26 protein-coding genes are annotated in these 26,452 nt (G+C 46.1%); 6 read left to right on the top strand and 20 right to left on the bottom strand.

Going from position 1 to position 26,452, the window contains the following annotated elements:
- Positions 1-203 precede the first annotated feature (203 nt).
- The gene (gene nagB, locus L1D15_RS05600) at positions 204-1,004 is read left to right on the top strand and encodes a glucosamine-6-phosphate deaminase (protein ID WP_239835932.1); all 801 of its coding nucleotides are present in this window, start codon (positions 204-206) and stop codon (positions 1,002-1,004) included.
- Positions 1,005-1,065: 61 nt separating this feature from the next.
- On the opposite strand, the gene L1D15_RS05605 is transcribed toward nagB, so the two are convergent.
- On the bottom strand, positions 1,066-1,845 hold the full coding sequence (locus L1D15_RS05605) for a PilZ domain-containing protein (protein ID WP_239874951.1): 780 nt from the start codon (positions 1,843-1,845) through the stop codon (positions 1,066-1,068).
- A 365-nt stretch (positions 1,846-2,210) separates the two neighbouring features.
- On the opposite strand from L1D15_RS05605, the gene rsgA reads away from it, so the two are divergent.
- The 4 genes from rsgA to L1D15_RS05625 all read left to right on the top strand — a co-directional run bounded on the left by rsgA (position 2,211) and on the right by L1D15_RS05625 (position 6,524).
- Positions 2,211-3,266, top strand: coding sequence for a ribosome small subunit-dependent GTPase A (gene rsgA, locus L1D15_RS05610; RefSeq protein ID WP_239874952.1), 1,056 nt, complete (start codon positions 2,211-2,213; stop codon positions 3,264-3,266).
- A gap of 208 nt (positions 3,267-3,474) precedes the next feature.
- The gene (gene sstT / locus L1D15_RS05615; RefSeq protein WP_239835929.1) at positions 3,475-4,692 is read left to right on the top strand and encodes a serine/threonine transporter SstT; all 1,218 of its coding nucleotides are present in this window, start codon (positions 3,475-3,477) and stop codon (positions 4,690-4,692) included.
- A gap of 235 nt (positions 4,693-4,927) precedes the next feature.
- Complete coding sequence (locus L1D15_RS05620) at positions 4,928-5,410, top strand: molybdopterin-dependent oxidoreductase (protein WP_239863615.1); 483 nt, start codon at positions 4,928-4,930, stop codon at positions 5,408-5,410.
- Entirely contained in the window at positions 5,394-6,524 is a 1,131-nt protein-coding gene (locus tag L1D15_RS05625; protein ID WP_239863614.1) for a GGDEF domain-containing protein, read from the top strand. Before L1D15_RS05620 ends, L1D15_RS05625 begins: the two co-directional genes overlap by 17 nt.
- Positions 6,525-6,627: 103 nt before the next feature.
- Here the strand turns inward: L1D15_RS05625 and pstB are convergent, their stop codons facing one another.
- From pstB to L1D15_RS05645, 4 genes are all read right to left on the bottom strand, one after another.
- A complete protein-coding gene (gene pstB, locus L1D15_RS05630; protein WP_239874953.1) occupies positions 6,628-7,377 on the bottom strand; it encodes a phosphate ABC transporter ATP-binding protein PstB in 750 nt (249 codons plus the stop codon).
- A 56-nt stretch (positions 7,378-7,433) separates the two neighbouring features.
- Positions 7,434-8,297: a phosphate ABC transporter permease PstA gene (gene pstA, locus L1D15_RS05635; RefSeq protein ID WP_239835925.1), complete on the bottom strand. Its 864-nt coding sequence runs from the start codon at positions 8,295-8,297 to the stop codon at positions 7,434-7,436.
- 21 nt (positions 8,298-8,318) lie between these two features.
- Positions 8,319-9,251, bottom strand: coding sequence for a phosphate ABC transporter permease subunit PstC (gene pstC, locus L1D15_RS05640; RefSeq protein ID WP_239835924.1), 933 nt, complete (start codon positions 9,249-9,251; stop codon positions 8,319-8,321).
- Positions 9,252-9,345: 94 nt separating this feature from the next.
- Positions 9,346-10,167: a phosphate ABC transporter substrate-binding protein gene (locus L1D15_RS05645; protein ID WP_239863612.1), complete on the bottom strand. Its 822-nt coding sequence runs from the start codon at positions 10,165-10,167 to the stop codon at positions 9,346-9,348.
- Between the two features lie 372 nt (positions 10,168-10,539).
- Here L1D15_RS05645 and L1D15_RS05650 point away from each other — a divergent pair, with 372 nt between their 5' ends.
- Entirely contained in the window at positions 10,540-12,183 is a 1,644-nt protein-coding gene (locus L1D15_RS05650; RefSeq protein ID WP_239874954.1) for a methyl-accepting chemotaxis protein, read from the top strand.
- Positions 12,184-12,297: 114 nt separating this feature from the next.
- Here the strand turns inward: L1D15_RS05650 and L1D15_RS05655 are convergent, their stop codons facing one another.
- From L1D15_RS05655 to L1D15_RS05725, 15 genes are all read right to left on the bottom strand, one after another.
- On the bottom strand, positions 12,298-13,734 hold the full coding sequence (locus L1D15_RS05655) for a coniferyl aldehyde dehydrogenase (protein ID WP_239874955.1): 1,437 nt from the start codon (positions 13,732-13,734) through the stop codon (positions 12,298-12,300).
- A 128-nt stretch (positions 13,735-13,862) separates the two neighbouring features.
- Positions 13,863-15,602, bottom strand: a complete 1,740-nt coding sequence (gene dsbD / locus L1D15_RS05660) for a protein-disulfide reductase DsbD (RefSeq protein WP_239875127.1) — start codon at positions 15,600-15,602, stop codon at positions 13,863-13,865.
- Complete coding sequence (locus tag L1D15_RS05665; RefSeq protein WP_239874956.1) at positions 15,602-16,483, bottom strand: FAD:protein FMN transferase; 882 nt, start codon at positions 16,481-16,483, stop codon at positions 15,602-15,604. The genes dsbD and L1D15_RS05665 overlap by 1 nt, the downstream gene beginning before the upstream one ends.
- The gene (locus tag L1D15_RS05670) at positions 16,473-17,696 is read right to left on the bottom strand and encodes a DUF3570 domain-containing protein (RefSeq protein ID WP_239874957.1); all 1,224 of its coding nucleotides are present in this window, start codon (positions 17,694-17,696) and stop codon (positions 16,473-16,475) included. Before L1D15_RS05670 ends, L1D15_RS05665 begins: the two co-directional genes overlap by 11 nt.
- A 19-nt stretch (positions 17,697-17,715) precedes the next feature.
- Positions 17,716-18,180 (bottom strand): DUF4266 domain-containing protein, encoded by a 465-nt coding sequence (locus L1D15_RS05675; protein ID WP_019274265.1) that lies wholly within the window; start codon positions 18,178-18,180, stop codon positions 17,716-17,718.
- Positions 18,177-18,641, bottom strand: coding sequence for a TlpA disulfide reductase family protein (locus tag L1D15_RS05680; RefSeq protein WP_040121981.1), 465 nt, complete (start codon positions 18,639-18,641; stop codon positions 18,177-18,179). Before L1D15_RS05680 ends, L1D15_RS05675 begins: the two co-directional genes overlap by 4 nt.
- Before the next feature lie 24 nt (positions 18,642-18,665).
- Entirely contained in the window at positions 18,666-19,859 is a 1,194-nt protein-coding gene (locus tag L1D15_RS05685; protein ID WP_239874958.1) for a Tad domain-containing protein, read from the bottom strand.
- Positions 19,852-20,421 carry a tight adherence pilus pseudopilin TadF gene (tadF, locus tag L1D15_RS05690; RefSeq protein ID WP_239874959.1) on the bottom strand — a complete coding sequence of 190 codons (570 nt, stop codon included), beginning with the start codon at positions 20,419-20,421 and terminating at the stop codon, positions 19,852-19,854. The genes L1D15_RS05685 and tadF overlap by 8 nt, the downstream gene beginning before the upstream one ends.
- On the bottom strand, positions 20,411-20,845 hold the full coding sequence (locus tag L1D15_RS05695) for a TadE/TadG family type IV pilus assembly protein (protein ID WP_198561847.1): 435 nt from the start codon (positions 20,843-20,845) through the stop codon (positions 20,411-20,413). Before L1D15_RS05695 ends, tadF begins: the two co-directional genes overlap by 11 nt.
- Positions 20,839-21,573, bottom strand: coding sequence for a tetratricopeptide repeat protein (locus L1D15_RS05700; protein ID WP_045986500.1), 735 nt, complete (start codon positions 21,571-21,573; stop codon positions 20,839-20,841). Before L1D15_RS05700 ends, L1D15_RS05695 begins: the two co-directional genes overlap by 7 nt.
- Positions 21,570-22,424: a type II secretion system F family protein gene (locus L1D15_RS05705; RefSeq protein ID WP_045986499.1), complete on the bottom strand. Its 855-nt coding sequence runs from the start codon at positions 22,422-22,424 to the stop codon at positions 21,570-21,572. The genes L1D15_RS05700 and L1D15_RS05705 overlap by 4 nt, the downstream gene beginning before the upstream one ends.
- Complete coding sequence (locus L1D15_RS05710) at positions 22,421-23,326, bottom strand: type II secretion system F family protein (protein ID WP_239863602.1); 906 nt, start codon at positions 23,324-23,326, stop codon at positions 22,421-22,423. The genes L1D15_RS05705 and L1D15_RS05710 overlap by 4 nt, the downstream gene beginning before the upstream one ends.
- Entirely contained in the window at positions 23,323-24,660 is a 1,338-nt protein-coding gene (locus tag L1D15_RS05715) for a CpaF family protein (protein WP_239874960.1), read from the bottom strand. Before L1D15_RS05715 ends, L1D15_RS05710 begins: the two co-directional genes overlap by 4 nt.
- Positions 24,660-25,826 carry a P-loop NTPase gene (locus tag L1D15_RS05720; protein ID WP_239874961.1) on the bottom strand — a complete coding sequence of 389 codons (1,167 nt, stop codon included), beginning with the start codon at positions 25,824-25,826 and terminating at the stop codon, positions 24,660-24,662. Before L1D15_RS05720 ends, L1D15_RS05715 begins: the two co-directional genes overlap by 1 nt.
- A complete protein-coding gene (locus L1D15_RS05725) occupies positions 25,826-26,452 on the bottom strand; it encodes a CpaD family pilus assembly lipoprotein (protein ID WP_045986495.1) in 627 nt (208 codons plus the stop codon). The genes L1D15_RS05720 and L1D15_RS05725 overlap by 1 nt, the downstream gene beginning before the upstream one ends.

A 26,452-nucleotide genomic window follows, 5' to 3' on the forward strand; every position in this document is an offset into this window, starting at 1 on the left:
GAGCATATATTTGTGGCCTTAATTTTTATGGTGAATTTTTTCGTTAAAAATCACGAGATGATCACTTTTCCTTGTGATGATATAAAGCAGTTTGGCAAAGAAAAGGCAAAAATTGACCGAAAACAATAGCCGCCACCACAAACTTATTTTATAATGAAAATTAATGTTTCAGAGCATCACAATTTCAACATTAGAGGCAACCAATGAGACTAATCCCGTTAAACAAAGCAGCGCAGGTCGGTAAATGGGCTGCAGCACATATCGCTAAACGCATTAATAACTTCCAACCAACGGCTGAACGTCCTTTTGTATTAGGTTTGCCAACAGGTGGAACTCCTCTAGCCACTTATAAAGCGCTGATAGAGCTTTATCAGGCAGGTGAAGTCAGCTTTAAACACGTAGTGACATTTAATATGGATGAGTACATTGGCATTCCAGCCGACCACCCCGAGTCATACCGCTCTTTCATGTATAACAACTTTTTCAACCACATCGATATTCAGGAAGAGAACATCAACTTGTTAGATGGCAATGCGGTGGATCACGAAGCCGAGTGCCAGCGTTACGAAGACAAAATTAAATCATACGGCCGCATTAACTTGTTTATGGGCGGTGTAGGGAATGATGGGCACATTGCATTCAACGAACCCGCCTCTTCTTTATCTTCTCGTACGCGTATCAAAACCCTGACCGAAGACACTCGTATCGCCAACTCACGCTTCTTTGATGGTGACATCAGTCAAGTACCTAAGTATGCACTCACTATCGGTGTAGGTACATTGCTTGATTCTGAAGAAATAATGATTCTGGTCACTGGTCATAATAAAGCACTTGCACTTGAAGCGGCTGTTGAAGGGAGTGTGAACCATTTGTGGACAGTATCTGCGCTTCAGCTTCATCCTAAATCTGTCATCGTATGTGATGCACCTTCCACTCAAGAGTTGAAAGTTAAGACAGTCAAGTATTTTACTGAACTGGAAGCAGAGAACATCAAAGGCTTCTAGGCCATTTATTCGGATAACAACTCAAAAAGGCCTAGTCTACCGTCTAGGCCTTCCTATGAAGCTAAATAGTAAATTTCTGACTCATTTGGCAAAAGTGCAAACGCTCGATCAAACTGGCAACAGAATCAATACTGTCCTTCTCAAATTGCACACCAAGCTTACCGTAGCGGCTAGTCATCTTGATATTTCTCACTACAGCTTCGAGTATCTGTGGCTCAATCACTTTATCGCTTTCGGTTTCTAAAATATTGAGGGAAATTAAATCGCCTACTTTATGGTTAGTCAGGTGGCGCTCAACCACGATCAAGCAGCCAGTACTCGAAATATCTCGGATCTGGCACTGAACATTTTGGGACTGGGGCGAAAGCACACCGTCCAAAGCCAGCTCCAAGCGAGCACTTTCTCTCAATCCGGCAGCGACCTGAGTTGCCGCTGGCAAGGTGATTAAGAACAAGCTATTACCACCAGCATCAATCACATACTCAAGCTTACTCTTGAAATATATCCTCGCCCCTTCTCCTGACTCCGAAATGACACATGCTTTAATCGCATAGCCTCGTTGAAAAAACACCGCCAGTTCTTTAGGTGATGCTTTGGGTACCTCTAGCAACATGAGATTATTCGAATGAAGGCCAATATACTTGGTTTTTCCTTTAAGATTTTTACCCGTTGGAGTAGTGATCAGAAAGGCAACCTCACTTAATGGTTTGACGTCATTAAATGCATCTTCACCATACTTAATGTTATCGGGCAACGGCTTAGAGGGCTGTTTTTTTTGTTCAGGCTCAGCAGAAGAGAGTTCTATCGCTTCCGCAGCCTCACTTTGGGTCGCTTCAGTCATTACGCAGTGATATCCATATAAACCAACTCACATAAACAGTTTATAAACAACCACTCGGTATCGGCAAGAAAAGTTACTGTCTGATTGACAACTATTGATATAAAGTTCAAAAAAATAGCCTAGTAGAAAAGTATTGACGATAATTAATCAGGCTGAGTATGATCGCTTTGTAACCAAGGTAAACAAGCACTTTTAGGAGGATATGATGATTGTAGCAAGAACCCACCCGGCAGAATTAGTGAAGAAGACTAGGTAATCATACGTTACCCCTTCCCTTCTCTTTGCCCGGTGTATTAAAACCGGGGTCTCAGGACCCTAGCTGACTTTACAAATGCAGAAGCCTTTCTGCAAGTCTGGGGTACACAATGAATATCAATCCCAAACAGCTATTGAGCTTGCCTCAACTCGGCTGGAACAACTTATTTCAACAACAACTTACACTTGAAGAACTGGAACATAGCCTTATTGCACGTGTCACAGAGCATCACCGTAGTGGCTACAAACTGGTCAGCGATCAAGGTGAAATAACTTTACCGATCCGTAAATCACTACCCATGATGACTGTCGGTGACTGGTTGTTACTGAACCAAGAGCATGGCTTCGAGCGCCTGTTAGAGCGCCAGTCTTTATTTGCTCGAAAAGCAGCAGGCAGTAAGGTAGAAGAGCAGTTAATTGCGGCCAATGTTTCAACCGTATTTATCGTTTGTGCACTGAATGATGACTTTAACTTGAGCCGTATTGAACGCTATCTTGCCACTGCAAACGAGTCTGGAGTCGAGCCAGTGATTGTCTTAACAAAAGCGGATTTAGTTGCTGATGCTGAAGCTAAACGTCAACAAGTTCAGCAGCTCGACCCTTTACTTATAGTAGAGATGATCAACGCACTTGATGCTAACCAATACACACCGCTTACGCATTGGTGTAAAACAGGCTCCACTATTGCGTTCATAGGATCATCGGGTGTTGGAAAATCAACGTTAGTCAATGGGCTACTTGGCGCATCGGTCCAGCTAACTGGCGGTATTCGTGAGAGTGACAGCAAAGGGCGGCATACCACTACAGGCCGTTCGATGCACTTTCTTCCCACAGGCGGGGTATTAATCGATACGCCGGGAATGAGAGAATTACAGCTGCTTGACTGTGCAGAGGGGGTTTCTGAAACCTTTGCAGACATCGAGGCGTTAGCCACCCAATGTCGATTCTCTGATTGCCATCACGAAAGCGAGCCTGGATGTGCCGTTACTCATGCGATTAAAACTGGTCAACTTGAGCATCGTCGGCTGAATAACTATCTCAAGTTAATGCGGGAGCAACAGCGTAACGGAGCGACGCTCGCTGAGCGTCGTGCTGCCTACAAACAGCAAACGAAGATGTATAAGAACATACAGACGGCCAGCCGGAGCCGAAAACAAACTTCGTAAAGCAACAAGGGGCTACTCGCCCCTTTTTTAGTACAACAACGACAACATATATAACACAATATTCACATTTTAACATTTTTAATAAATGTTCATGCTAAAAATCAATTAATTCTAGACACATTATTTCAACACGCTAGTATTGTCCCACTCAGTTACCAATAACTGAAATTACTAGAAGTTCATAAAATAATTCATTGCAGGGATAACTATGCAACACAACTCTATTTTTGCCCGCTTTGCGCGCGGAAATCTGGTATTACAGATCCTAGCCGGTATCGTTCTCGGCGTCGGTTTAGCCACTGTATCACCGGAGTATGCACAAAGTGTCGGCTTACTTGGAAGCTTATTTGTCGGCGCACTAAAGGCCGTCGCCCCTATTCTTGTTTTTATTCTGGTCGCTGCATCTATTGCCAACCAGAAGAAAAACCAACACACCTACATGCGTCCTATTGTGGTTCTGTATCTTTTCGGCACCTTAACTGCAGCTTTGACGGCAGTAGTGCTTAGTTTCATGTTCCCAACCACATTAACACTGGTTTCCGGTGCTGAAGGGGCAACACCGCCTCAGGGCATTGGTGAAGTCATGAACACCCTACTGTTCAAGATTGTTGATAACCCGGTTAGTGCGCTGATGAATGCTAACTACATTGGTATTCTGGCGTGGGCTATTGGCCTTGGTTTAGCACTGCATCATGCCTCTGGAACAACAAAAGCGGTATTTGAAGATCTCAGCCACGGCGTATCTCAAATTGTTCGCTTTATTATCCGCCTAGCACCATTTGGTATTTTTGGTCTGGTGTCCTCTACATTAGCAACCACTGGTTTCGATGCTCTGGCTGGCTACGCTCAACTTCTGGGCGTTTTATTAAGTTCGATGTTGTTTATTGCGCTTGTTGTGAATCCAATCATTGTCCTTGTTAAGACAGGTGAGAACCCATACCCGTTGGTATTCCAATGCCTACGTGAAAGTGGTGTTACTGCCTTCTTTACACGCTCAAGCGCAGCAAATATTCCAGTAAACATGGCACTTTGTGAAAAGCTTAAGCTTGATGAAGACACATACTCAGTATCTATTCCGCTTGGCGCAACCATCAACATGGCTGGCGCAGCAATTACCATTACGACACTGACGCTAGCAGCAGTCCACACTATGGGCATTGAGGTCGACCTCATGACTGCATTGCTCTTGAGCGTGGTAGCAGCTGTCTCTGCCTGTGGTGCTTCTGGTGTTGCTGGCGGTTCACTGCTGCTGATTCCACTGGCTTGTGGCCTATTTGGTATTCCAAATGAAATCGCAATGCAAGTTGTCGCGGTTGGCTTCATTATTGGTGTTGTACAAGATTCTGCCGAAACCGCACTGAACAGCTCGACTGACGTCGTGTTTACTGCCGCGGTTTGTAAAGCAAAGCAAAAACAAGACATGTAAACATCAGATATTTAAATTAAAAATATTTGACAGAGGCCCGGCTAAATTAGCCGGGCTTTTTTATTGAAGTCTCACATAGCAATCACCTGTATGCAGACCAAGCATTTCCCTTTATCACCCAAACAATGGCGTCAAACCAAACCAACTTAATTGGCAAATTAATTTCCATGATGGATATCTGCACATATACTTAATAACATAACAATCATTAGCGAATCATCATTAAGGAAGTTTTATGAGAGGTGTTGTTCTCGCCTTTTTACTTCTGGTAAGTCTGCCCACCCTTGGTGCTGACTTAGTCGTCCGTTTTGAAAACAGCCAACCAAAGACTTTGGCTTATGAACAGTTGATTTCGCAATACCCTCCAACCTCCTTTAAAACCAAGCTTCCATGGTATCCGGATGCCAATCAATTCACTGGCTTTAGAGTCTCAGACATGTTAGCGAACTTAGTCAAAGAGGAGACAATGGCCGTATCTTTCATTGCCCTTAATGACTACGCAGCCAGTACAACGATAGAAAACATTATTAAATACGATCCGATTATCGCCTACAAAATGAATGGCAAAAAAATGAAAGTGCGAAATAAAGGGCCATATTGGTTGGTCTTTAATCTAGACAAATACCCTGAGATTGATAATGCTGCTTTTCATTCTCAAATGGTGTGGCAAATTGACGAGATCATGATTCATCAAAAAACCAATGAGAATACTGACTAGAGTACGTGGATTTAATCAAGTTTTATCAAGAGCGAAAGTACTGCTGATCTTTCTCTCTGCAATACTGATTGTGGCAAACTTATACCTTCTCTCGGCAACTCGCGACTTAGCTCGTTCCTACAACGAGCAACAAAACCAAGCCACTTGGTATCTTTTTCAACTAACTAAAGAGTTTTCTGAACTAAAGTCCACAACCCTATTGGCTGAAAAAGATCACAATTACATAGATAAGGTATTGTTAAAATATGAACTAACATGGAGCCGCTTTGATCTACTGCTCAACAACCGTGAAAGTGAATCGCTGATCTCATTACCCGGAGCCGAATCATTTTTTGAATCACTTTTTCATCAATTTCAAACTTTAGAGCCCAAGTTAAAACAATTCCAAGAGAGTGGCGATCCTGCGTTGAACCTGAGTCAGGATTTTGAACATCAGTACATGCTGATGATTCACTACATTAATACCAACTTTCGTGTTAAAAGCCCACTTTACCAATCTCAAATGCAGCTGGCTCAGGCACTGACACATGCTCAGTTTGTATTAATGATATTACTGTTTGCGTGTGTTGGTATCGTCAGTTATATCATTCATAAAGAAGCCGTGTTCCATAAGCAAGCCTCTGTCACCGACTCACTCACAGGCATACCCAATCGCCTCGCTTTTATGTATCAATTAACAGAATACATTGAAGAGAAGACCAGTTTCTCTTTGATATTGCTTGATCTAGATGGGTTTAAAAAGATCAATGACTCACATGGACATCAAGCCGGTGATTTAGCCCTGCGAATCGTTTCAGCCCGCTTAATTGAGCTAATGAGCCAATACCAACTCTCTATTTATAGAATTGGCGGAGATGAATTCTCGGTCTTAACCACGCAAACTGACAAACAAGAAATAGACGCTCTTATCCAAACAATTAATCACTGCTTTGATAAGAGTATCACTTTGCAAAACCAGACAGTTCAGCTCTCTGCTAGCATAGGGGTCGCCAGCTATCCTTATGATACGACTAGTCTCAATCAGTTGATTTCCATGGCTGACCAGAACATGTATAACGAAAAATTCTCAACTAAATCCGATGAAGGTAACGTCTTCAACTTAAAAAAACGATAAACCAACATAACAACTCGGCATCAAGAAAAAAGCCCCTCATGAAGAGGGGCAAAGTACCATCGCTTATTGTTATAGTGATAATGCCAGTAAAACGACTCAGTGATTAACCAAAATCACCATTTACGTATCCTTTTGTACGATCATCTTTGGGATCATTAAAGATAACTTGAGTGTCATCATGCTCAACCAACTCTCCCATTAGGAAGAAGGCCGTACGGTCCGAAATTCGGCGTGCTTGCTGCATAGAGTGAGTCACGATAACAATGGTGTAGTTTTTCTTTAACTCTTCCATTAACTCTTCAATTTTGTGCGTCGCAATTGGGTCAAGCGCCGACGTAGGCTCATCCATCAAAATGACATCCGGTTCCATCGCAATGGTACGGGCAATACATAAACGCTGCTGCTGACCACCTGATAGCCCAAACGCATGGGACTTCAAACGATCTTTTACTTCATCCCATAGAGCTGCGCCACGCAGTGAACGTTCCACAACTTCATCAATGTGTTTCTTGTCTTTAATGCCCTGAGCACGTAAACCATAAGCCACGTTTTCATAAATGCTCATTGGGAAGGGGTTAGGCTTCTGGAATACCATCCCAACCTTGATACGCAAGTCTGCGACATCAATGTTGCCATAGATGTCTGTGCCATCCATGTCCAGCTTACCTGTAATCTTTACACCTTCAATCAAATCGTTCATACGATTCAGACAACGCAGTAACGTTGATTTACCACAGCCAGAAGGACCAATCAATGCCGTGACTTGACGTACTGGAATAGGAAGGTTAATCGCTTTCAATGCTTGGTTTTCACCATAAAACAGATCTAGGTTTTCAATATCAAATTTGTTCATTGTCTCAATCTCTTAAATCTAAAATTCGTGTCTGTGCTTTCAATTAAAGTCGCTGGTTAATAATTCGCAGTATTGAAGCGACTTGCGATGAGTTTGGTGATCATGTTGATCAAGAGAACAACGACAATCAGCACGGTAGCTGTACCATAAGCTTGGTTCCACTCTTCAATAGTGAACAGCTCAGTAGTCAGCTTATAAAGGTGAACTGTCAGCGTACGTCCTGAATCCAGTAACGAATCAGGAATACGTGCCACCATGCCCGCTGTCAGGAAGACAGGAGCCGATTCACCAATTACACGACCAATACTTAGAATGACCGAGGTTAAGATACCTGGCATTGCGCTAGGCAAGATCAAACGCCAGATAGTGTAGATTTTTGAAGCGCCCAAACCATATGAGCCTTCACGATAAGTTTGTGGTACTGCCATCAGAGCTTCTTCCGTGGTACGGATGATCACTGGCAGTATTAGAATACTGAGAGTCAACGCGCCTGAAAGAATCGAGAATCCCAAGCCTAAGATTGCGACGAAGAAAGTCATACCAAATAGACCGAATATGATTGACGGGATCCCCGCCAACGATTCAGTACAGAAGCGGATAACCTTAACCAGTCTACTGCCCACTTTAGCGTATTCAGTCAGATAAATCGCCGTCATAATGCCAAGCGGTGCCGCCACGGCGATGGACGCGATTACCATATAAATAGTGGCTACAATCATCGGGAAGATACCGTGTTCTTCGCCAGTACGGGTGTAATTATCAGTAATGAAATTCCAGTCTACGTGCTGCAAACCGTTCGACAAGATGTACCAGATAATCCAGAACAAAAAACCGACCGTCAGTGCTGCTGCAGCCCAGATAAAGCCGTTAAAGATATTGTCTTTAAACTGGCGTGCTTTTTTTAATTTTGCGCGATCCATAGTCATCACCTTTAAACCACTTTACTTCGCTTTTTCGCGGTTGAGATAAAGCAGGGCTGCGTTAAGCATCATGATAAACACCAGCAGAACAACACCTGTAGCGTAGAGAGCATTAGCATGCACGCCGCTTGCGTAAGACATTTCAATAGCAATGTTCGCAGTTAGCGTACGGGCTGAATCTAGGATGCCCTGAGGCATTGCAGGGGCGTTACCCATCACCATGATGATCGCCATGGTTTCTCCTAGAGCGCGACCAATACCCAGAATCACACCGGTCATGATGCCCGAGCGTGCTGCCGGAACCAGCAGCTTAAAGATAGTGAAAATCTTTGATGCGCCCAAAGCCAGTGAACCTTCTTTGTACGTTCGAGGCACAGCGCGAATCGAGGTTTCTGATACCGTGATTACGGTAGGCAGAATCATCACACCCAAAACAATAATACCGGCCAGAATTGTATTACCTGCTGGGACTGCGAAAATATCCTGAATCAGGGGAACAATGATCACTAATCCAAAGAAGCCGTATACAACCGAAGGTATACCTGCTAGCAATTCAACGGCAGGACGGATGATGTCTGCGAGGCGCTTAGGTGCGATTTCAGCAATGAAAATCGCCGTTAAAACACCCACTGGTACCCCAACGATAACCGCACCAAATGTCGATACGATGGAAGCAACAATCATGGTTGCAACACCGTAAAGTGCAGGAGGTAGCCAGTCTTGGCCTAATACGATGCCAGAAACACCCGCTTCTTGAAACGCAGGGATAGATTCTTTAACGATGAAATAGGCGATGACCGCCAGAGACACAATGCCAATAACTGCACTGGTAAGGAATAAGCCATGGAAAATACGCTCTTTCCAGTCAACACGCTTGCTCGCGCGTAGACTAGGCTTAGAAACTTGAGTCGCTTCAGTATTCATAAGCTCGTCACTATTTGTTGCGATGGTCATAAAATTCTTACCGTTCTCACGAACTTGGTTCGTTTGAAGTCAAGAAAAGGCTCAGCCCAAAGTGGGCTGAGCAATTAAGGAGTTTTACTAGATATTAGTTAACTGAGATGTAGCCGTTGCTGTCAACTAGACCTTGTGCTTCATCAGAAACCATCCAGTCTAGGAACTTCTGAGTTTCTGCAGAAGGCTTACCTTCTTTATATAGAACAAGGAATGGACGAGCAACTTTGTAAGAACCGTTCTTCACGTTGTCTACGTTTGCTTCAACGCCATCAATTGGTAGAGCGTTTACAGAGTTATCTACTGTACCTAGAGAAATATAACCAATTGCGTATGGGTTAGACGCAACCATAGTTTTCAGAGCACCGTTACCGTTTGCCACTTGTGCACGTTGAGAGATAGCCGATACTTTCTTGCCAGAGATTTTTTGCTTCAGCTTCATGATGTCTTCAAATGCACCACGAGTACCAGAAGCAGTATCGCGAGTGATCGCAACGATTGGCTTATCTGCACCACCAACTTCTTTCCAGTTTGTGATTTCACCTTTGTAGATTGCAGTTACTTGCTCTGCAGTCAGTGCTTTAAGGTCGTTCTTAGGGTTAACAACAACAGCGATACCGTCTAGTGCAACCGTTAGCTCTTTAAGAGCAGGTTCTTTTTCAGAATCTTTCAAGTTACGAGAAGACATACCTAAGTCAGCAGAACCGTTTTTCGCTGCTTTTACACCAGCAGAAGAACCAGGACCCTGAACTTCGATAAATACGTTCGAGTTAGTCTTCATGTATGTTTCAGAGAAAACTTCCATCAGTGGAGTTACGCTGCTAGAGCCCACTGCAGAGATAGTTTCTTTAGCAGAAACTGAAGTCACTGCCATTGCGCCTAGAAGTGCGATTGCACCGATAACTGTCTTTTTCATCACAATTTCCTTAGTTGGCAACATTGCCGTTATATTTCACTTGAACGGTGCTCACTTTAGGACTCAATTATGACAATTGTGTTTCACTTCGTTGAAGCCTATATGACAGGTGAGATTTGCTAGGAATTTTTGATGACGTTTTACTGATAAGTCCAACAGCGATGTAACAAACTGTGAAAACCAAACGAACAGATAACAAACTAGAACAATAACACTATGACTTAAAAGGAAAATGATTAAGCCACTTTTAGTGGTTATTTTATAAAATTATCATTTTCTGGATTGAATTATACTTGGGAAAACTTAGAATCATTCCTCTTAATTATAAAAACAATAACAGACAATTCATCACAATATAGAAGAGGACAATCGATGCGCCAATTACTCAGCGGGCTTTCCATTAAGCTCCAAGTAGTGGTTCCTGTCATATTCACTTTACTACTACTCGTAGTCGGGATAATTTACAGTACAACCAATCTTAAAAATGCTTTTCATCACGTTACCGTCTCAACAGAGAATGTCATTAATCATAAAGACTCGCTCTCTCAGATCATTGATAACACCTATGGTATGCGAATTAAAGCCATCTATAGCCTGTTTCGTGCTGAAGATGTTAAACAGCTAGCAACACATTTGCGGAACAAACAGCAAGAAAACCGCCAACTTCTGCATTCACTCGGCACTGTCAAAGGTCTCGAGCAAGAAATCACGGACATGAACCACGCCATTGATCATTATGTGAACTACTCAATTAACGTCATGGTCCCATTGCTTAATATTCGTCACAGTAACAACCTTCCCCCTTCTAATTTTCAAACCAAGTATGATCGTGCGGCAAGTGACTACCGAACCGCAGGCAACCAAATGGTTGAGGCAATCGATAGGCTTTCAAAGAAGTTAAATACACTGGCTCTTGATGAAGTCCAGGCAAACGAAAGCACCCACTCGAAAGTAATGAACAGCAGTATTGTTGGACTCTTATTGATATTAGCGGCAGCACTCACGATTAGCTGGATGCTCGCTGGCATCATAGTGACACCGATTAAGAAACTGCAACTCGCGATGAAAGAGCTCGCACAAGGCAACCTGTTAGTCTCGGTAAAAGAAGAAGGGAACAATGAAGTCACCGCTCTATCTCGTGATTTCAACAGCACTGTAAGCCAGTTGAAAAGCACAGTTGATTCCCTAGTCAGAATCAGTGTGGACGTCGCCTCAGCTTCGACTGAACTTGCCGCAGTCATGACACAATCAAGCGCCAACTCAGATCAGGAAAAAAATGAAGTTGAGCAAGTTGCATCCGCCATCAACCAAATGGAAAGTACTGCCACGGAAGTAACCCAAAATGCCAACAACGCGGACTCTGCATCTATTAACGCAGATAAGCTCGCTCGAGAAAGTTTAGAAACATTCGAACAAAATACGCGAGCCAGTGAGAAAATGGCGCATCAGTTGTCCCAGGCGGCTGGCGTGGTCAATTGTCTGAAAGAGCAGTCAGAACAAATTGGTAAAGTGATCGAAGTGATTGAGAGCATTTCAGAACAAACCAACCTACTGGCGCTTAACGCGGCCATTGAAGCGGCACGAGCGGGAGAAAGCGGCCGTGGATTCGCGGTTGTCGCCGATGAAGTGAGAATGCTTGCAGCTAGAACTCAGGAGTCGACAAAAGAGATCCAAGTGATCATTGAAGAGTTACAACGCCAATCAGGTGTCGCTAATGATAGCATGAACTCTAGTCTAGAAATGATTAGTCATAACCAGCTTCAAGCTGCAAAGGTAAGCGAAGCGCTTGGCCACATCAGCACTTCCATTTCAGAATTGACCAGCATTAATGCGCAAGTTGCGGTCGCCTCTGAGGAGCAAGGACAAGTAACTTCCGACGTCAACAGCAACCTCAGTAATATCTATGAACTGGTGAGCCAGAACGTGACTGGAATTACCCAAGCAGCTGCCGCAAGTCATGAATTGTCTACTCTAGCGGAAAGACAAAAACAGCAGCTGGGCTTTTTCAAAGTCTAGACAAGCCAATATCGACCATGTGGCTACATTATCCAGAGGCCAGAAAAATCTGGCCTCTGGCATTACCAACTCCTAAGCAACTCAGATTAAGTGGTGTAAGCACTCGGTCTGCGGCTAGCGGATAAATAAGCGACTCAAGCCTTTCTCAGCCACTTTCCTGAAACGTAGCAGAAGGCGACTTCTCGGCAACCAAGCAGGTGAACGCAAAACCGTTTTCGCTTTAGAAAATGTTTGAAAACCTTCGAAGCCATGGTAGTGACCAATACCAGATTCCCCTATCCCGCCAAACGGTGCATCTTCCGCCGCCACATGTAACAGAGTATCGTTAATCGCAACACCGCCGCTGTGGGTCTGCTCGATGATTTGCCGCTGAAGGAGGCGATCTGTCGACATCAGATACAAAGCCAGCGGTCTTGGTTTAACGTTAATGTAATTGAGCGCCTCATTCAGATGGCGATAGCCAATCACGGGTAGCAGTGGGCCGAATATCTCTTCCTGCATCACCTGCATGTTTTCTGTAACTCCTGTAATCAAATGCGGCAGCATCTGACGCCCATCCAACGTCACGTCCTCTATGGTGTAAATGCAGGCACCATGGTCTTTTGCGTCCGCTAACATCGCGTGAAGGCGGTCATACTGCCGTTCGTTGATGATGTGGGTTACTGTTGGTGCTTTATCGCCATCTATATACAGTGCCTTATAGCGTTTCAGATACAGGTTGATGAATAGCAGCTCTTTTCCTTGAGGCAGCAGAACATAGTCTGGTGCAACACAAATTTGCCCGGCATTGACTGATTTTCCAAGTAACACTGCATCAACCGCTGCGCGAAGATCAATGTCATTATCAATCACGACTGGCGACTTACCACCGAGCTCCAATGTCACAGGGGTAAGGTTTTTCGCCGCAGCCTGAGCGACTAGCCTCCCTACTGGCGTCGACCCCGTAAAGATAAGGTGATCAAAGGGGAGCTGAGAAAAATAGCTGGCGATATCCGCTTCGCCCTCAATGGGGTAAATGTGTCGGTCTAAGCAAGATAAGATCTGGCTGAGTACCTGATTGGTATGATGGGTATGCTCACTCAGCTTAACCATGACTCGGTTTCCCGCCGCAATCGCCGTCACGATAGGTGCAATGCTCAACACGATTGGAAAGTTCCAAGGGACAATAACTCCGACCACACCTAGCGGTTGATACTCGACTGTGATTGACGAAGGAGACAGCAACAAGCCCGCTTTACGTCGACTTGGTTTCATCCACTTTTTCAGATGCTTGATGGTGTAATTGATGTGAGAGACCGCGGGTAGGATGTCGCAAATCATGCTGTCGAAACGGCTGCGCGCACCATAGTCCTTTTGCAGAGCCTCAACCAACTCTTCCTTGTGTTCAAGTAAAGCTTGCTTGAGGATCTTTAGCCTTTTCATCCGAACGTTGTAGCCAGAAAATGGCTCACTTAAATAAAAAGCCCGGACTTCAGCATAGAGATGAAGTAACTCTTGCTGCGTTCTGATGTGTTCTTTTTGCCAACGATTAAGATCTACGACGCCTTCCATGTGCCATCATTGCCTGATTGGTTATTCTTTGCTCATAAGTATAGTAGCCAGATTCGACACCAATGTCTTGGCTAGCACACTCCTAACGTGCATAAGATAAAGGCGACATAAATGCCGCCTTCTGTTAATTACTGCAATTGGGTCATCACAGATTGAAAATGCTCAAGCCCTGTGGCTCCGACAATTCTCTGCTGAGCAATTTCCGCTCCTTTGGTATCGAAGAAAAATACCACCGGGGGGCCAAACACATTACGCTCTGCCAGCCACGCCATCTGCTCAGGGGTACTCTCTGTGACATCAAACTTGATCGTATTCCAGTCAGCAAAGTGCTTTTGTACAGATTCATGACCAAACACTTCTTTCTCAATGACCTTACACGAGACACACCAGTCGGCATAAAGGTCAATCATTACTGGCTTACCTTGCTGCTTCGCGAGTACTAATTGTTGATCCAAGACTTCAACAGAGCTGACTTTATCAAATGGTAAAACTGTGGATAGTTTGTCTGATGAAACCTGCGCAACATTAAGTGGTTTAAGAGGATCGTTTGATCCTGTCAACATGCCGACAAATATAATCAAACCATAGAACAGAGACATAAATGCGGCCAGTTTACGGGTCCTCGCCCAACCTGGTTGCGCTGAATCCAGCGCGCCAAAATGAATACCGCTTCCAATGGCAAGTATCGCCCACAAGAGCATCGTCAACCAATCTGGAATAAAACGGCTCAACAACACAATCGCGACCGCCAGCAGCAACACACCGAACATTTGCTTCACAGCAATCATCCAAGGGCCGCTTTTGGGGAGTAATTTACCGCCACTCATGCCAATCAGAATCAGTGGCACACCCATACCTAATGCCATCACAAACAGGGTTACGCCACCCAAGACCCAATCTTGCGTGGTGGAAACATAGAGTAACGCCCCAGCCAATGGCGCACTCACACAAGGTGACACCACCAACGCAGACACAGCGCCCATCACAAACACGCTTGCCATTTTGCCGCCGCCTAGTTTGTCTGAGCTTGCATTAAGTTTCTGTTGAATGGAAGCGGGCAATTGCAGCTCGTAAAAGCCAAACATCGCTAAAGCAAGCAGGACAAACACCACCGCAAATATCGATAGCAACCAAGGTTGCTGCATCGCCGCTTGCAGGTTCACACCTTTAGCCAGTGTCGTGACTAAGATCCCCGTTAGCGCATAACTGGAAGCCATACCCAATACATAGGAAGTCGACAAAACTAGACCTTTTCGGCCTGTCATTTTTGCGTCACCACCAATGATGCTCGACAAAATAGGCACCATGGGCAACACACAAGGTGTCAGTGACAGCCCTAACCCAAGTAGGAAAAAGATGAGGAGAGCCTGAGTTTTGGACGCACTGCCTAAGAGCTCAGACAGGCCCGCCGTGTCTTCTGCCAAGCCGCCAACTTTATCCCAAATGGAGGGGCTGCCGTCATTCAGTGTATTGGCGGGCAAATCGAGTTTGATCGTCTGAGGTAAGTAGCACAGACCTTTTTCTGAGCAACCTTGATAACGAACCTTTAGTTGACCTTCGCCACCATAAGGCACCAGCACGGTTACTGGCTTATCGAAAACGACGACTTCGCCAAAGTACTTGTCTTGTTTCTGTTTGCCCGGTGAAGAAAATTGAGGGTCAGTCAACTCAACGCCGCTATCTGCTGAAAACTTAAATCGGCCTTTATAGAGATAATATTCAGGCTGAGTCGCGAAATGGATCTGCACACCTTGTTCACTGACCGACCACTGATAAGGAAATGCCTCTTCCACGGGCAAAAAGTCAGGCTCCTGCGCGGACGTAAAGGCAGAGATAAGCAGTAATAATGGCAGGATGAAAATTCTGATCACGCTACAAACTCCGTATCTTGATGAATAGCTAATTGATCGTCGATAAATACAACGCCGACTTGTTCAGGAACTGGTAAAGTCGGCTCTAATGTCAATGCCGTACTGAGGGCGCCGGCTTCCAGTGTCGTTGGAGCTAAGACGCTGACAGAGAGCACTTGGGGATGTGTTCCACGTTGCGACAATATGTGTGAGCTTTCCTCATCGCCAAATTGGAAACTTCGCTCGTAATGAGCGGATGTCGTCAAAGCGGCATCAGCCAGTGGCAATGAGAAAAATGGCTCATGCTTATTCTTCGGATTAAGCACCGCCACATTGAAAGGTGAACCATCTGGCTTAGTGCCAAGCACTCGAATGTCTCCACCAAAATTCACCAGCGCAGAAGAAACACCAAATGTCTCTGCGATCATCACCGCCTGATCGACCGCAAACTCTTTAATCACTCCACCCAAGTCAAATTGAGTCTCTGCGTGAGGGATAGAGAGCGTTTTATCTGATAGAGACCAAGCATCAACGCCCATAAACGCTTTAGCACCTTCATAAGCCGCATTTCTGTCCAATTGAGGCGTGCTGGCCATCATTGACTTCACAGTACCGACCGTTGGGTCAAAAACACCTTTCGTACCGTCAACCAAACGCTTCAACACTTCAAATACAGCGTAGCTTTCATCATCCAAAGCCACAGATGATGACTGACGTTGATTCACTTGCTGATTGAGCCAAGAGTGAGAATCATAAAAGTTAAATTTCTGCTCTAATCTCAGAGTATTAGACTCAATTAAAGCCGCGATATCTGCGGCTTTCTCTGAGTGATACAGCTGAACTTCGCAAGGAACCGTCATCGCCTGAAATCGGTGAACAAACGGCGGATTAAAACTCATAGGTTGCCCCTACTGCCCACCACTGAGCTTCAAAACCATTGGACTGCTCGTAATAAGCGCCAAGCAGATTGAAGCGCAGTTTCTTGTGTACTTTAAAGCTTGCACCTAATTCATAGGCATTGGCCGTAAAATCACCAAGACGTAAATCAGAGGTCGCATAACCCGATGAAGCAAAAGTAGGATCGCTGCCATTAGGGTCACGGTAGAAATCAGCAGCACTTTGGGTGTACCAGAAGTAACCCGGAGCTAACGTTAGCCAGCTGTTGACCGTCCAAGAAAGTTTGCCACCAAGCTGATGAGAAGCTACTCCCCAATCATCCTGGAACCATTTGTAACGAGGACGAACCACTAGATTCTCGGACATTGACCAGAACGCCTGAATATTCACGCCACCTGACAAACGAGTATCCGGGCGTGAGTCCTGACCAAGAAAGACTTCGTCAGTACCGATCGAACCATCGCCATCAATATCCACCTCACGCAACACCGTCAAATAGTGATTGCTAAGATAGCCAGAACGATAACCCGCATAGCCGGTGAAGACCATGTAGTAATTTGGCGAGAAGGTTTGTGAAAGCCCAGCCTCAACATTCCCTGTAAAGATGTCTTCCCAAGATTGTGGATTGGTCGAAGTTTGATATTTGCCAAACGTCATCGTTTCATCAAACAGGGTAGAAAACCCTAAACTGTATGAGCGGTTTTTCTGTGCGTCGGCGTAAATTAGCCCTTTACCATTTAAGCCAATACTGCGGTAATCCTCTTCTTTGGAAAAGTTAGCGCCGAAAGTCCACTCGTTACGCAGCTCGTCTCGGTAAGTCGCGCTGCCATTGATCGATTTACGGGTATCTTCCAGCTCATATTTCTGAATTTTGTAGCCACTGCTGTGGGGATCGTAGCCAGCGCGGATCACCTGATCCGTCATATTTTGAGCTTGTTGAGTTTTCGTCGCACGGTTGACCGCATCCGCTGCACTGCCAATTGGAGTGGTTGGCCCCCAAGACGGTGACGCACCAGAAACCGTGTCGTAGCCCAATTCAAGATTGATGGTCCAATCAAGACCAAAACTCTTTTCGATAGAAACAACGCTGTCGCCTGCTTCCACTTTATCGTCGTACTCTTCGTAATTTAGATAGTGAACAGAGATATGGTCTTCTGCCAGCGTACTATTCGCCACTGCCGCTGCGCTCAGCAGCGTTAAAGGTAGTTTTTTCATTCTGATTTATTTTTAGTATTTAGTTACAACCACAGCCGCCGCCACCGACGCCACTGCCACCCACTGAACCTTGCTTGTATGAGAAGACTTTCTCAGAAAATAAGTCGAACTCAGGCACCGGCCCTCCGGGTTTCATCTCTTTCTTAGCCAGCGTACCTTTTTCCCACGGCTTAACGGGTTCAATACCCAATGCTTCGTCGACAAAAGCGAGTGCTGACTTTTCATTTGCGACGGCTTTTGGCTTATTCAGCGTTAAATCCTTAGCCTGAGGTTTGACTAATTCAACGTTGCGACGCGCACCAATTTCAGAACTGCCACTGGTGTAGACCTGACCAGAAATCACCTCTTCTTCAATGCTGGAACCACTGACAGATGTTTCCGTAGCTTGGGAAGGTTTTTTCCCTAACTGACTTAAATCCACTTTAGGTGCAGCAACGCTCAGCGCCGGAAAGCAGAGAGCAAATACAAGAACGACTGGCTTCATAGCTGCACTCCCATATCAGCCAGATCAGTGAGAATAACGTTACGGATATCGTTGATGGCGCCAAACCGAACTTTGAGTACTTGGCCCTGATAGATGTAATAGAGCGCTGGCATGCCAATCGGCTTGAACTCGGCGATCAACTGTTGCTTTGGATCGTTGACGACAGGAAAGGTCAAACCTAACGATTTTTGAAACTCAAGGCCAACTTCGACCTCTTCATCGACATCCACACCGACAACCGTCACGCCTGTCCCTTCTAGTTCACGGTAGAGCTGATTAACCAAAGGCAGTTCATGGCGACATGAAACACACCACTCCGCAAAGAAATCCACTATCGTTAACTGGCTTTGATCCAGCTTGAGCCCCGTTGACGCTGAATCTGTAATTGTGTCTCCTTCTTTAAACGCAGATGCTGAGAAAGAAGCGCATAAAGCGAGTAGCACAACCAATTGTTTAATCATTATTTTCTCCATAATTTTGTTGTTTTATTTCTGTCCGAAGTTAAGCGTGGTGTCATACTGAACTTCTAATATCTTTGAAAAGTACTCATCGAGTTTCTCGGTGTTGGTTGCAGAGAAAACCTGCCCCTTAATTCCGTCTGTATTTGCGGCGTTGATGCAGCTCTGAAACTGAGCTAGGCGGCTGTCTTGGACATTGAAACCAATAAAATTGAGCTCAATAGAAAATTCATTGGCTAAACGGTCACAAAGGCCAGCGTCAATCAGGTCATCCAGTACATAACCACTATCAACTCCATCAGTCATCAGAATCAGCTTTTGCTTAGGTGCGAGCGAATAAGGGTTATATCCCCATTCTTGGCGCCACCTTGGAATCAGTTGACGAGCCCCCCAGATAACCCCTTGATACGAGCGGGTGCCACCTGTCGTAGTCAGGGCATTAATTGCTGTTTTCACTTCGCTCATATTGTCGGTAAGCGGGACAAGGGTGGCTGAGGCACTGCAGTCTGCGAGAAACTCGTCCGGTGCACGATGACTAACCGCCTTCTCGGAGTGGATTCGGTCTAGGTTTTGAACGGTTTCATTCACCAATACAGAGCCGCCAGATTCTTTGGTTAGCCCATCGATACAAAAGACGCCTTTGTCATCTAACCAATCGGCATTGCGGGCAGATACCCCATCAGAAAAAGGCACGATAGAGATACTGATTGCTCGCCTTCCATCGATTTGTACATTGTCTTGCTCTATGCGCTCTATTGCTCGAGTAAGGATGCTCTTTAATGTATCGATTGACCCTGTCATGGAACTGGAAATATCCAACACTAAAGTCATTTCCGTTGGGGTCACACTGGCCGATTGATTGACGTGCGCTTGCTCTACTGAGCCTGATTGTGCTGAATACGAAGCCTGTGCAAATTTCAATGATGAGAATAGCCCTGTCAGCTGATACCCCATGTTCAGCTCACAGCCTGAAGCACTGTATATCTCGCTTTTCACCAGTTTTACGTTGGGCTGGTAATACTCCAAATACGCCTGATTAACGCTAGGATCGGAGTAATCGGCAAATGCACACGCCAAAGAAGCCGCGTCCACGGCTTGCATCGCACGGCTGCTCAGTTGTACCTGAAAGCCAATCATGATGGTCGCAGCAGATAGCACCACCAAAGGAATCAGCAGCGCTAAGAAGGATAAGGAGACAGAGCCTGTATGTTGCTTAAGCACTGTAGCGCCTCCCTATCATGGCAGCTTGGCTGCGCATAGATGTTGGAAGCGGTAATGGCAGCCAATTGAAAATGGCACTATCCGACTCCAACGGCTCGGAGATACATAGCGTTACCTGATACAGGCTCGCAGTCTTACCACGTAACGAGGCAATCGAGCTTCGGCTAACTGGAGCGAGTGTAGACAGAGCATCTATCGTTTGTTCTACCTCACAGTCACTGCCTGCTTTTTGGGTGATGAGCTCTGTGCGGCCAGCGGTCACGGTTCGAATTTCAAGCACAAGCCCAATACGCTCTGCTTCAAAACCTGTGGGTAAAGAACGCTGTGCGACACTCAACAGTTGATTCGCACTCGCATCTTCATAGGCTTTAGCGCTACCTTGTGGCACTAACGCTCTTGCAGCAGCGCTCGCCATCGAATACGCCGTACTATCGACACGACTTTGAAGGTAGAGCAGCTTGTACACTGCGAACAGCCCCAAAACGATGGTCAGAATTCCGAGCACAACAAACGGAAACTCGATCACGGTTGCGCCATTTTGCTTTGAAACACTACGCATCATGACTCACCAATACGGTTCGACTTAAAGACGCCGCTGAAGGAAACGTTTCGGACAGGGCTGGCACCAACAAAAAGGTAAAACGGTATCGAATGTGGTACTCGGCCATCACCGCAGTTAGAGAAGTGGTCGTTCTCCCCAAAGCTAAAGATTGAACGCTATCGCTATAACGTGGGGGGTCAATGTCGATCCTCTCTAGATCGAGCAATGGAAACGAGGCGATGCGATCGCGGATTTGACCGTCTAAAGTCGTGGAAGGTGGCAGCGTTCTTACATCCCTAACCGCAGCATTGACGGCAGATTCAAAGATCATGGTGACCCACATCAGGCGAGCAAATTCAAATGCCGCCAGTAGCACAATCATCAGGGGAACAATTACCATTGCAAACTCTATCGTCTGGCTCCCAGAATGACGCTTCATCACCATGCGCTAGCTCCCAGCTCAGCAAGATGCTGGTAATACGCTAAGTTGTTCTCTAACTCCGCTTTGGTCAGATCGCCCATCGCGATCGTTCGTGCAGCATCGACCTCACCTTGCAATGCATAAGATAACGCCAAGTTAAGCCGCAACTTAGTTGTCGCTTCACCGCGTTGGTAAATTGGGTAAAGAATCCGAATACTTTGAGCTGGCTGACCATCTAGCATCCAGCTCAACGCGAGGTTGTTTCGGTACTCTAAGCTGTCCGGTCTGATGTTAATCGCCTGCTGAAATGCGTCACGAGCAGCCTCATAGCTTTTTTGCAATGAATAGCTCACACCAAGACTGTTTAGCGCCACTTCGTCTTTCTCGTTTCCTTCCACCGCTCTGCGCAGTGATTCCGTCGCTAAACGAACATTTCCTAATGCTAAGTGTGCGCGACCTAATTCACGATCAAACTGTGGGGAGGGCTTAAGTGCACTGCCCTTTTTGAGATAATGCAGCGCTTCATCGTAACGAGCGGCTTGATTACTGGCACTGCCCGCCAGAAACAAAAGCTGGGGATCATCTGGAGTCATCTCCAGTTTCTGCTTATAGATGCTAAGCGCATTATCCGCATGACCGTTTGTCAGTGCGGTTTCCGCCAGTTGAAAATCGGATTGCTCAACCTGACTGTCTGTAGACTGACAACCAAAAACCAATAGACAAAAGCAGGCTGAGAGAAATGGTTTAATCATAATGTGTCCAAGGTATTAAACAGGCTGAGAACAACAGGGGCGACAATCATGACCACCACTGGAAGCATGATGAACACCACAAGTGGGAAAGACATTTTGGCTGGAATTTTTCCTACCCATTCTTCGAGATCGAGCAACTGGTATTGACGACTATCAGACGCAATCAGGCTCAGTGCCTGCGAGAGAGGCGTACCAAACTGAAGCGCTTGAGACATGGTCACAACCATGTTGTTGATATCTGGCAATTCCAATCTCTGATCCAGATTGAGCAAAGCTTGCTGCGGAGAATCCAGCACTGACATTTCCGTTGCAGTCAGTGCCCATTCTCGGGCTAAGGCCGGAGAAACTGACGTCATTTCTTCACCAACAACACGGAAAGTGTTTTCCAGTGTCAGTCCAGAAGCGACGCAGACCACCATCAGATCGAGTGCATCGGGTGCCACTTTGGAGATTTCCTGACGAATCTGGTTAACACGCCATTCGAGCAGTCGATCAACCGCAATACCACAAGCGATTGCCACCGCTATATCTTGAGCAATATCCGCCGCCGACCAGCCTAAAGAGCGACCAAAATGCCACAAGCTAGCGCCGCAAAGCATCAAGACAAAGCGAATCAACACAAACTGGGTTTCTGCATGATTTTGGCTAAAGCCAAGTAATGCCAATTGTTTTTGACGAGCAGGGTTCGACTTCCATCGCCATTTTTCGCCTAGTGAGCGAGTGTGAAGTGTAGAAATACTCACCTGTTTCAAGCGACGATGGATAACATCCTGCTGACGTGCAAGCTGAAAGCAAACCACGGAGCTAATGACGCCCACCACAATCAGCAAGGTCGCAATCATAGATATCATGAGAACTTCCTATTTTTAGTCAGCGAATGGAGCGTGAAACCGCCAAAAGCAATGCTGGCTGCACAGTAAATCAGAATCGACTGACCACTTTCGGTGTAGACCAGTAACTCGAACAACGACACATCAATCCACGCAACAACGGCCACCAGCAACAAAGGCAGCAATGAGAGAAATTTTGCCGTCATTCTCGGTTCCGCGGTCATACTTTTTACTTTCTTGAGCATGGCTCGATTGTCATGCATGGTGCGGCTCAGATTGTGGAGGATCTCCCTCAACTGGCCACCGTTACTCTGATTAAGAATCAGAGCGACGGAAAAATAACGAAAAGTACGGTAAGGGAGGCGAGTACAGGCTTCATCAAGTGTTTGACGCAGCGAAATACCTAACGCCAAATTGTCTGTAATAAGCGCAAATTCCCGCCCCAATAACCCTGTTTGAGAATTCGCCACTTGTTCGATGGCTTGAGGAACAGAAAGGCCGGCGGACACCGCACGACTAACAAGCCCCAACACCTGAACGATATTGGTATCAAACTCTTCAATTTGCTTTTTACGACGCACAACAAACAGCGTGCAGAACAAGACACCAAAACACACTAAAACAACAGCGGTTTGCCAATACCATGCCAGCGCTTGCAGCCAGAATATCGTGCCAAGCGGCAAAGCGAATGCTGACAAAGCAAGCAATAGCTTGTCCTGACGTGGCAACAAGGCGTCAGTACGATACAAGAACTCGCGCACTCTCCCGCCAGACTGGCGCGATTTAACAATCGAGCTCAAATGACTCGTACCCGCCTCAGGGATGTACTTCGACAAGCGTCGCTTCACATTACGACGCTGGCTGTAGTAATGAAGGGAAAACGCTACGGTCAGGCACCAAATCACGACCAGAGCAAGGATCATAAGTCGAGCTCCATGGCTGAACGTAATTGGCTGTCAAGTTGGTAATATTGCGCTTTGGATGCAAAAGCAGGCAAACTTCTGACACTCATGTACTTGCCCAGCAGTTGACCCTGATGATCTTCGCCCTGAACCTCAAAGCGGTAGAGATCGTTGGTGACATATTGCTCACCTTCCAAGCCGATAACCTCTGTGATAGCGACGACACGACGCTTACCATCACGCATTCTCTCTACTTGAACCACCACATCAATCGTATCAGCCACTTGTCGACGCAATGCAAACAATGGCAAGGTGGATTGCGCCATCATCAGCATGTTTTCAATTCGAACCAATGCATCTAGCGAAGAGTTCGCGTGTAAGGTCGACAAAGAACCTTCGTGGCCAGTGTTCATGGCCTGCATCATTTCAAAGGCTTCGTCACCACGCACCTCTCCAAGGATTATGCGATCAGGGCGCATCCTTAATGCGTTCTTAACCAGCTCTCGCTGACTGACAGCAGCTAGCCCTTCTGCGTTTGCAGGTCTGGTTTCAGCTCGAACCACGTGCGGCTGTTGAAGCTGAAGTTCTGCGGCATCTTCAATGGTGATAATCCGTTCATGAGGCGAAATACTGAATGACATCGCGTTAAGCAGCGTCGTTTTACCTGCGCCTGTTCCACCCGCAATCAAAACGTTCAACCGACAACGAACAATGATATCCAGTAAGCGCACCATGCTGTCTGACATGGCGCCATTTTGCGCCATCTGATTGAGAGACAGTTTTTCCTGATTGAATTTGCGAATTGAAATACACGTGCCATCCAATGCAAGCGGAGGGATCATGACATTAACCCTGCTGCCATCTTCTAAACGCGCATCAACCAGTGGTGAGCTTTCATCAATTCGGCGGCCTACTTTGCTCACGATTCGACGGGCTAAGTTGAGCAACTGCTCTTCACTGCGAAACTCGACCGACGTCTTTTGCAATTTACCCAACTTCTCGATGTAAACCTCATTGGGTCCATTAACCATGATGTCACTCACCATAGGATCATCGATCAATGGTTGCAGCGGCCCCAAACCCAATAGCTCATCCACCAGCTGTTTGACCACTAGCGCGACTTCACGATTGCCCAGCGGTAGCTGATGAGTCGCAACCACGTCCGTCACCAGCAGTAAAATCCTCGATTCTAATTCCTGAGGGCTCAGCTTGATGACAACGCTGGCTTCAATCGCATTCACCACCTGAGAGTGGATCAGGTGATAATGTTCACGAATAGGATCCGATTGCGCGGCTACGGCACTGTGTGAGTGATTTATCGCTAGTGGCTCTTTCGCTCTTGTCGACTTAAACATTACGCCCCTCGCTTCCAGAATCTGAATGAGCGTGATTGCTGTGTGCCTTCAACTTTATCCGCTAGGTCAGAAAACGCTTGGCTGACCTTGCGATTCCCTTTGATGGCAGACTGCCCCAACGACTCTTTAGCTAAGAAGTGATTCGGTGCAAAAGGCACTGAAACATCAATATCAACACCCAGTGCACGGTGAACGTCATTCAATGCAATCAAGGAGGCTTTGTTCGATTTTGTGTGATTGACGACTAAAAGGTTTTCCTTAGCGAGGCCAGCTTCTGCCCCAGCAGAAAGGAAGCTAAAGATTTGCCCAGCATTGCGAATTGACGACAAAGTTGGTTCAACGACGATAACGCGCACATCTGCACTTTTTAGCACGCTCATACCAACCTGATCTCTCAGAGAGAACGAGGGAATATCGAAGATAAGGTTATCAGCGTGCTCCAGGCAGTATTTACTGAAATGCTCTAACGCGTTTTTGTCAGGCCAAAACGGGTCCGTATCCAGAGGTAAATAGCCCGTGAACAAGGTTAAGTCTGGCTGAACCGCAATGCCACTTCGTTCAAAGACTACTGGCTCAAGGCGCTCTGGGTACTGCAACATTTCAACCAAAGCGGTATTGCCTTGAACATCGAAGTGTAAATCCAGATCCCCTGAGGCAAAATCAAGGTCAGCCACTGCTGTCGACTCGCCACGGCTGTTCATCATTCGTGCGAGATTCGCAACGACAGTGGAAGTGCCAACGCCACCTTTAGTACCTACCACAGAGATACGTTTCCCACTTTGGTTTCCATTATGATGGTGACCAAAATCGAGAGACGCTAACGCATCCGGTGCAATAGGATTCACCAAATATTCGAGAGCTCCAGCCGATAGCAAACTGCGGTAGTAAGCGATCTTCTCATCATCACCAATTGCGATGACCTTGCAGCCTGTACGATGAACTAGATTACTCACAAGACTTTGAGCATCTTCAATTGACAAACCAATCACATCTAGCGCAATGACGCTGTGGTTATTGATCAGTGCCTGCTTGATGATCTGCTCACGCTCTAGAGAAACCTGAGTAAGCTGAGTGATCCCTTGCTCTGCAAATGCAAGGCTTAGATGGTAGCTGTCCAGCGCCGGAGAGCTTGCCACCAATACTGAAAGGTTCTGATTTTTCATCATTAGTTACCCCCCGTACTAATCGAAATCACCGAGCCGTTGTCCTGACTATTTTCATTGGTGCTTGCTGGAGCAACATAAGCATCAATGGCTGCAACGGCTTTTGCCCCATTCGTTGGACCGAGCTTTTCACCCACAACCAAATCCTTCGGGTTAGCGACCATTTGCGCTAAAGCCGCAGCATTACTGCACCCGTATGCCTGATGCGTTTTATATTGGTTGAAGATGACCGGCTGTGATTTATCAGTGCCACATCCAGGCACTTTGGCACGAAACGACTCAACGATGACCTGCACATCACCAGATTGAGTTCCGGTCGCGCGTTCCATCATGATCTGGTGCTTGGCGAGTCCCTGTCCGAGCAATAGGTTTGAAATAGGCTTAATCTGAGACTGTCCTTTAGGTGAATAGCTCACCAATTTCACTCTTAGGCTATAGGGGTTTCCACGCTGAACGATGAAGGATCGGATATCCTGTTGCTGCTGCGGAGTGAGCGATTTCTTTTCGACCGCAAGAGTAAGCTTATTGGTTACGGAGACCACATCTATGGCAGGTTGACGTGCTATTTGATCAGAAGCACAGCCACTCAGGACGAGCAAAACAGGCAAAAGTAACGATTGTAATTTCAT

The organism is Vibrio sp. Isolate25 (assembly GCF_022398025.1).
Taxonomy (GTDB): Bacteria; Pseudomonadota; Gammaproteobacteria; order Enterobacterales; family Vibrionaceae; genus Vibrio; species Vibrio coralliilyticus_A.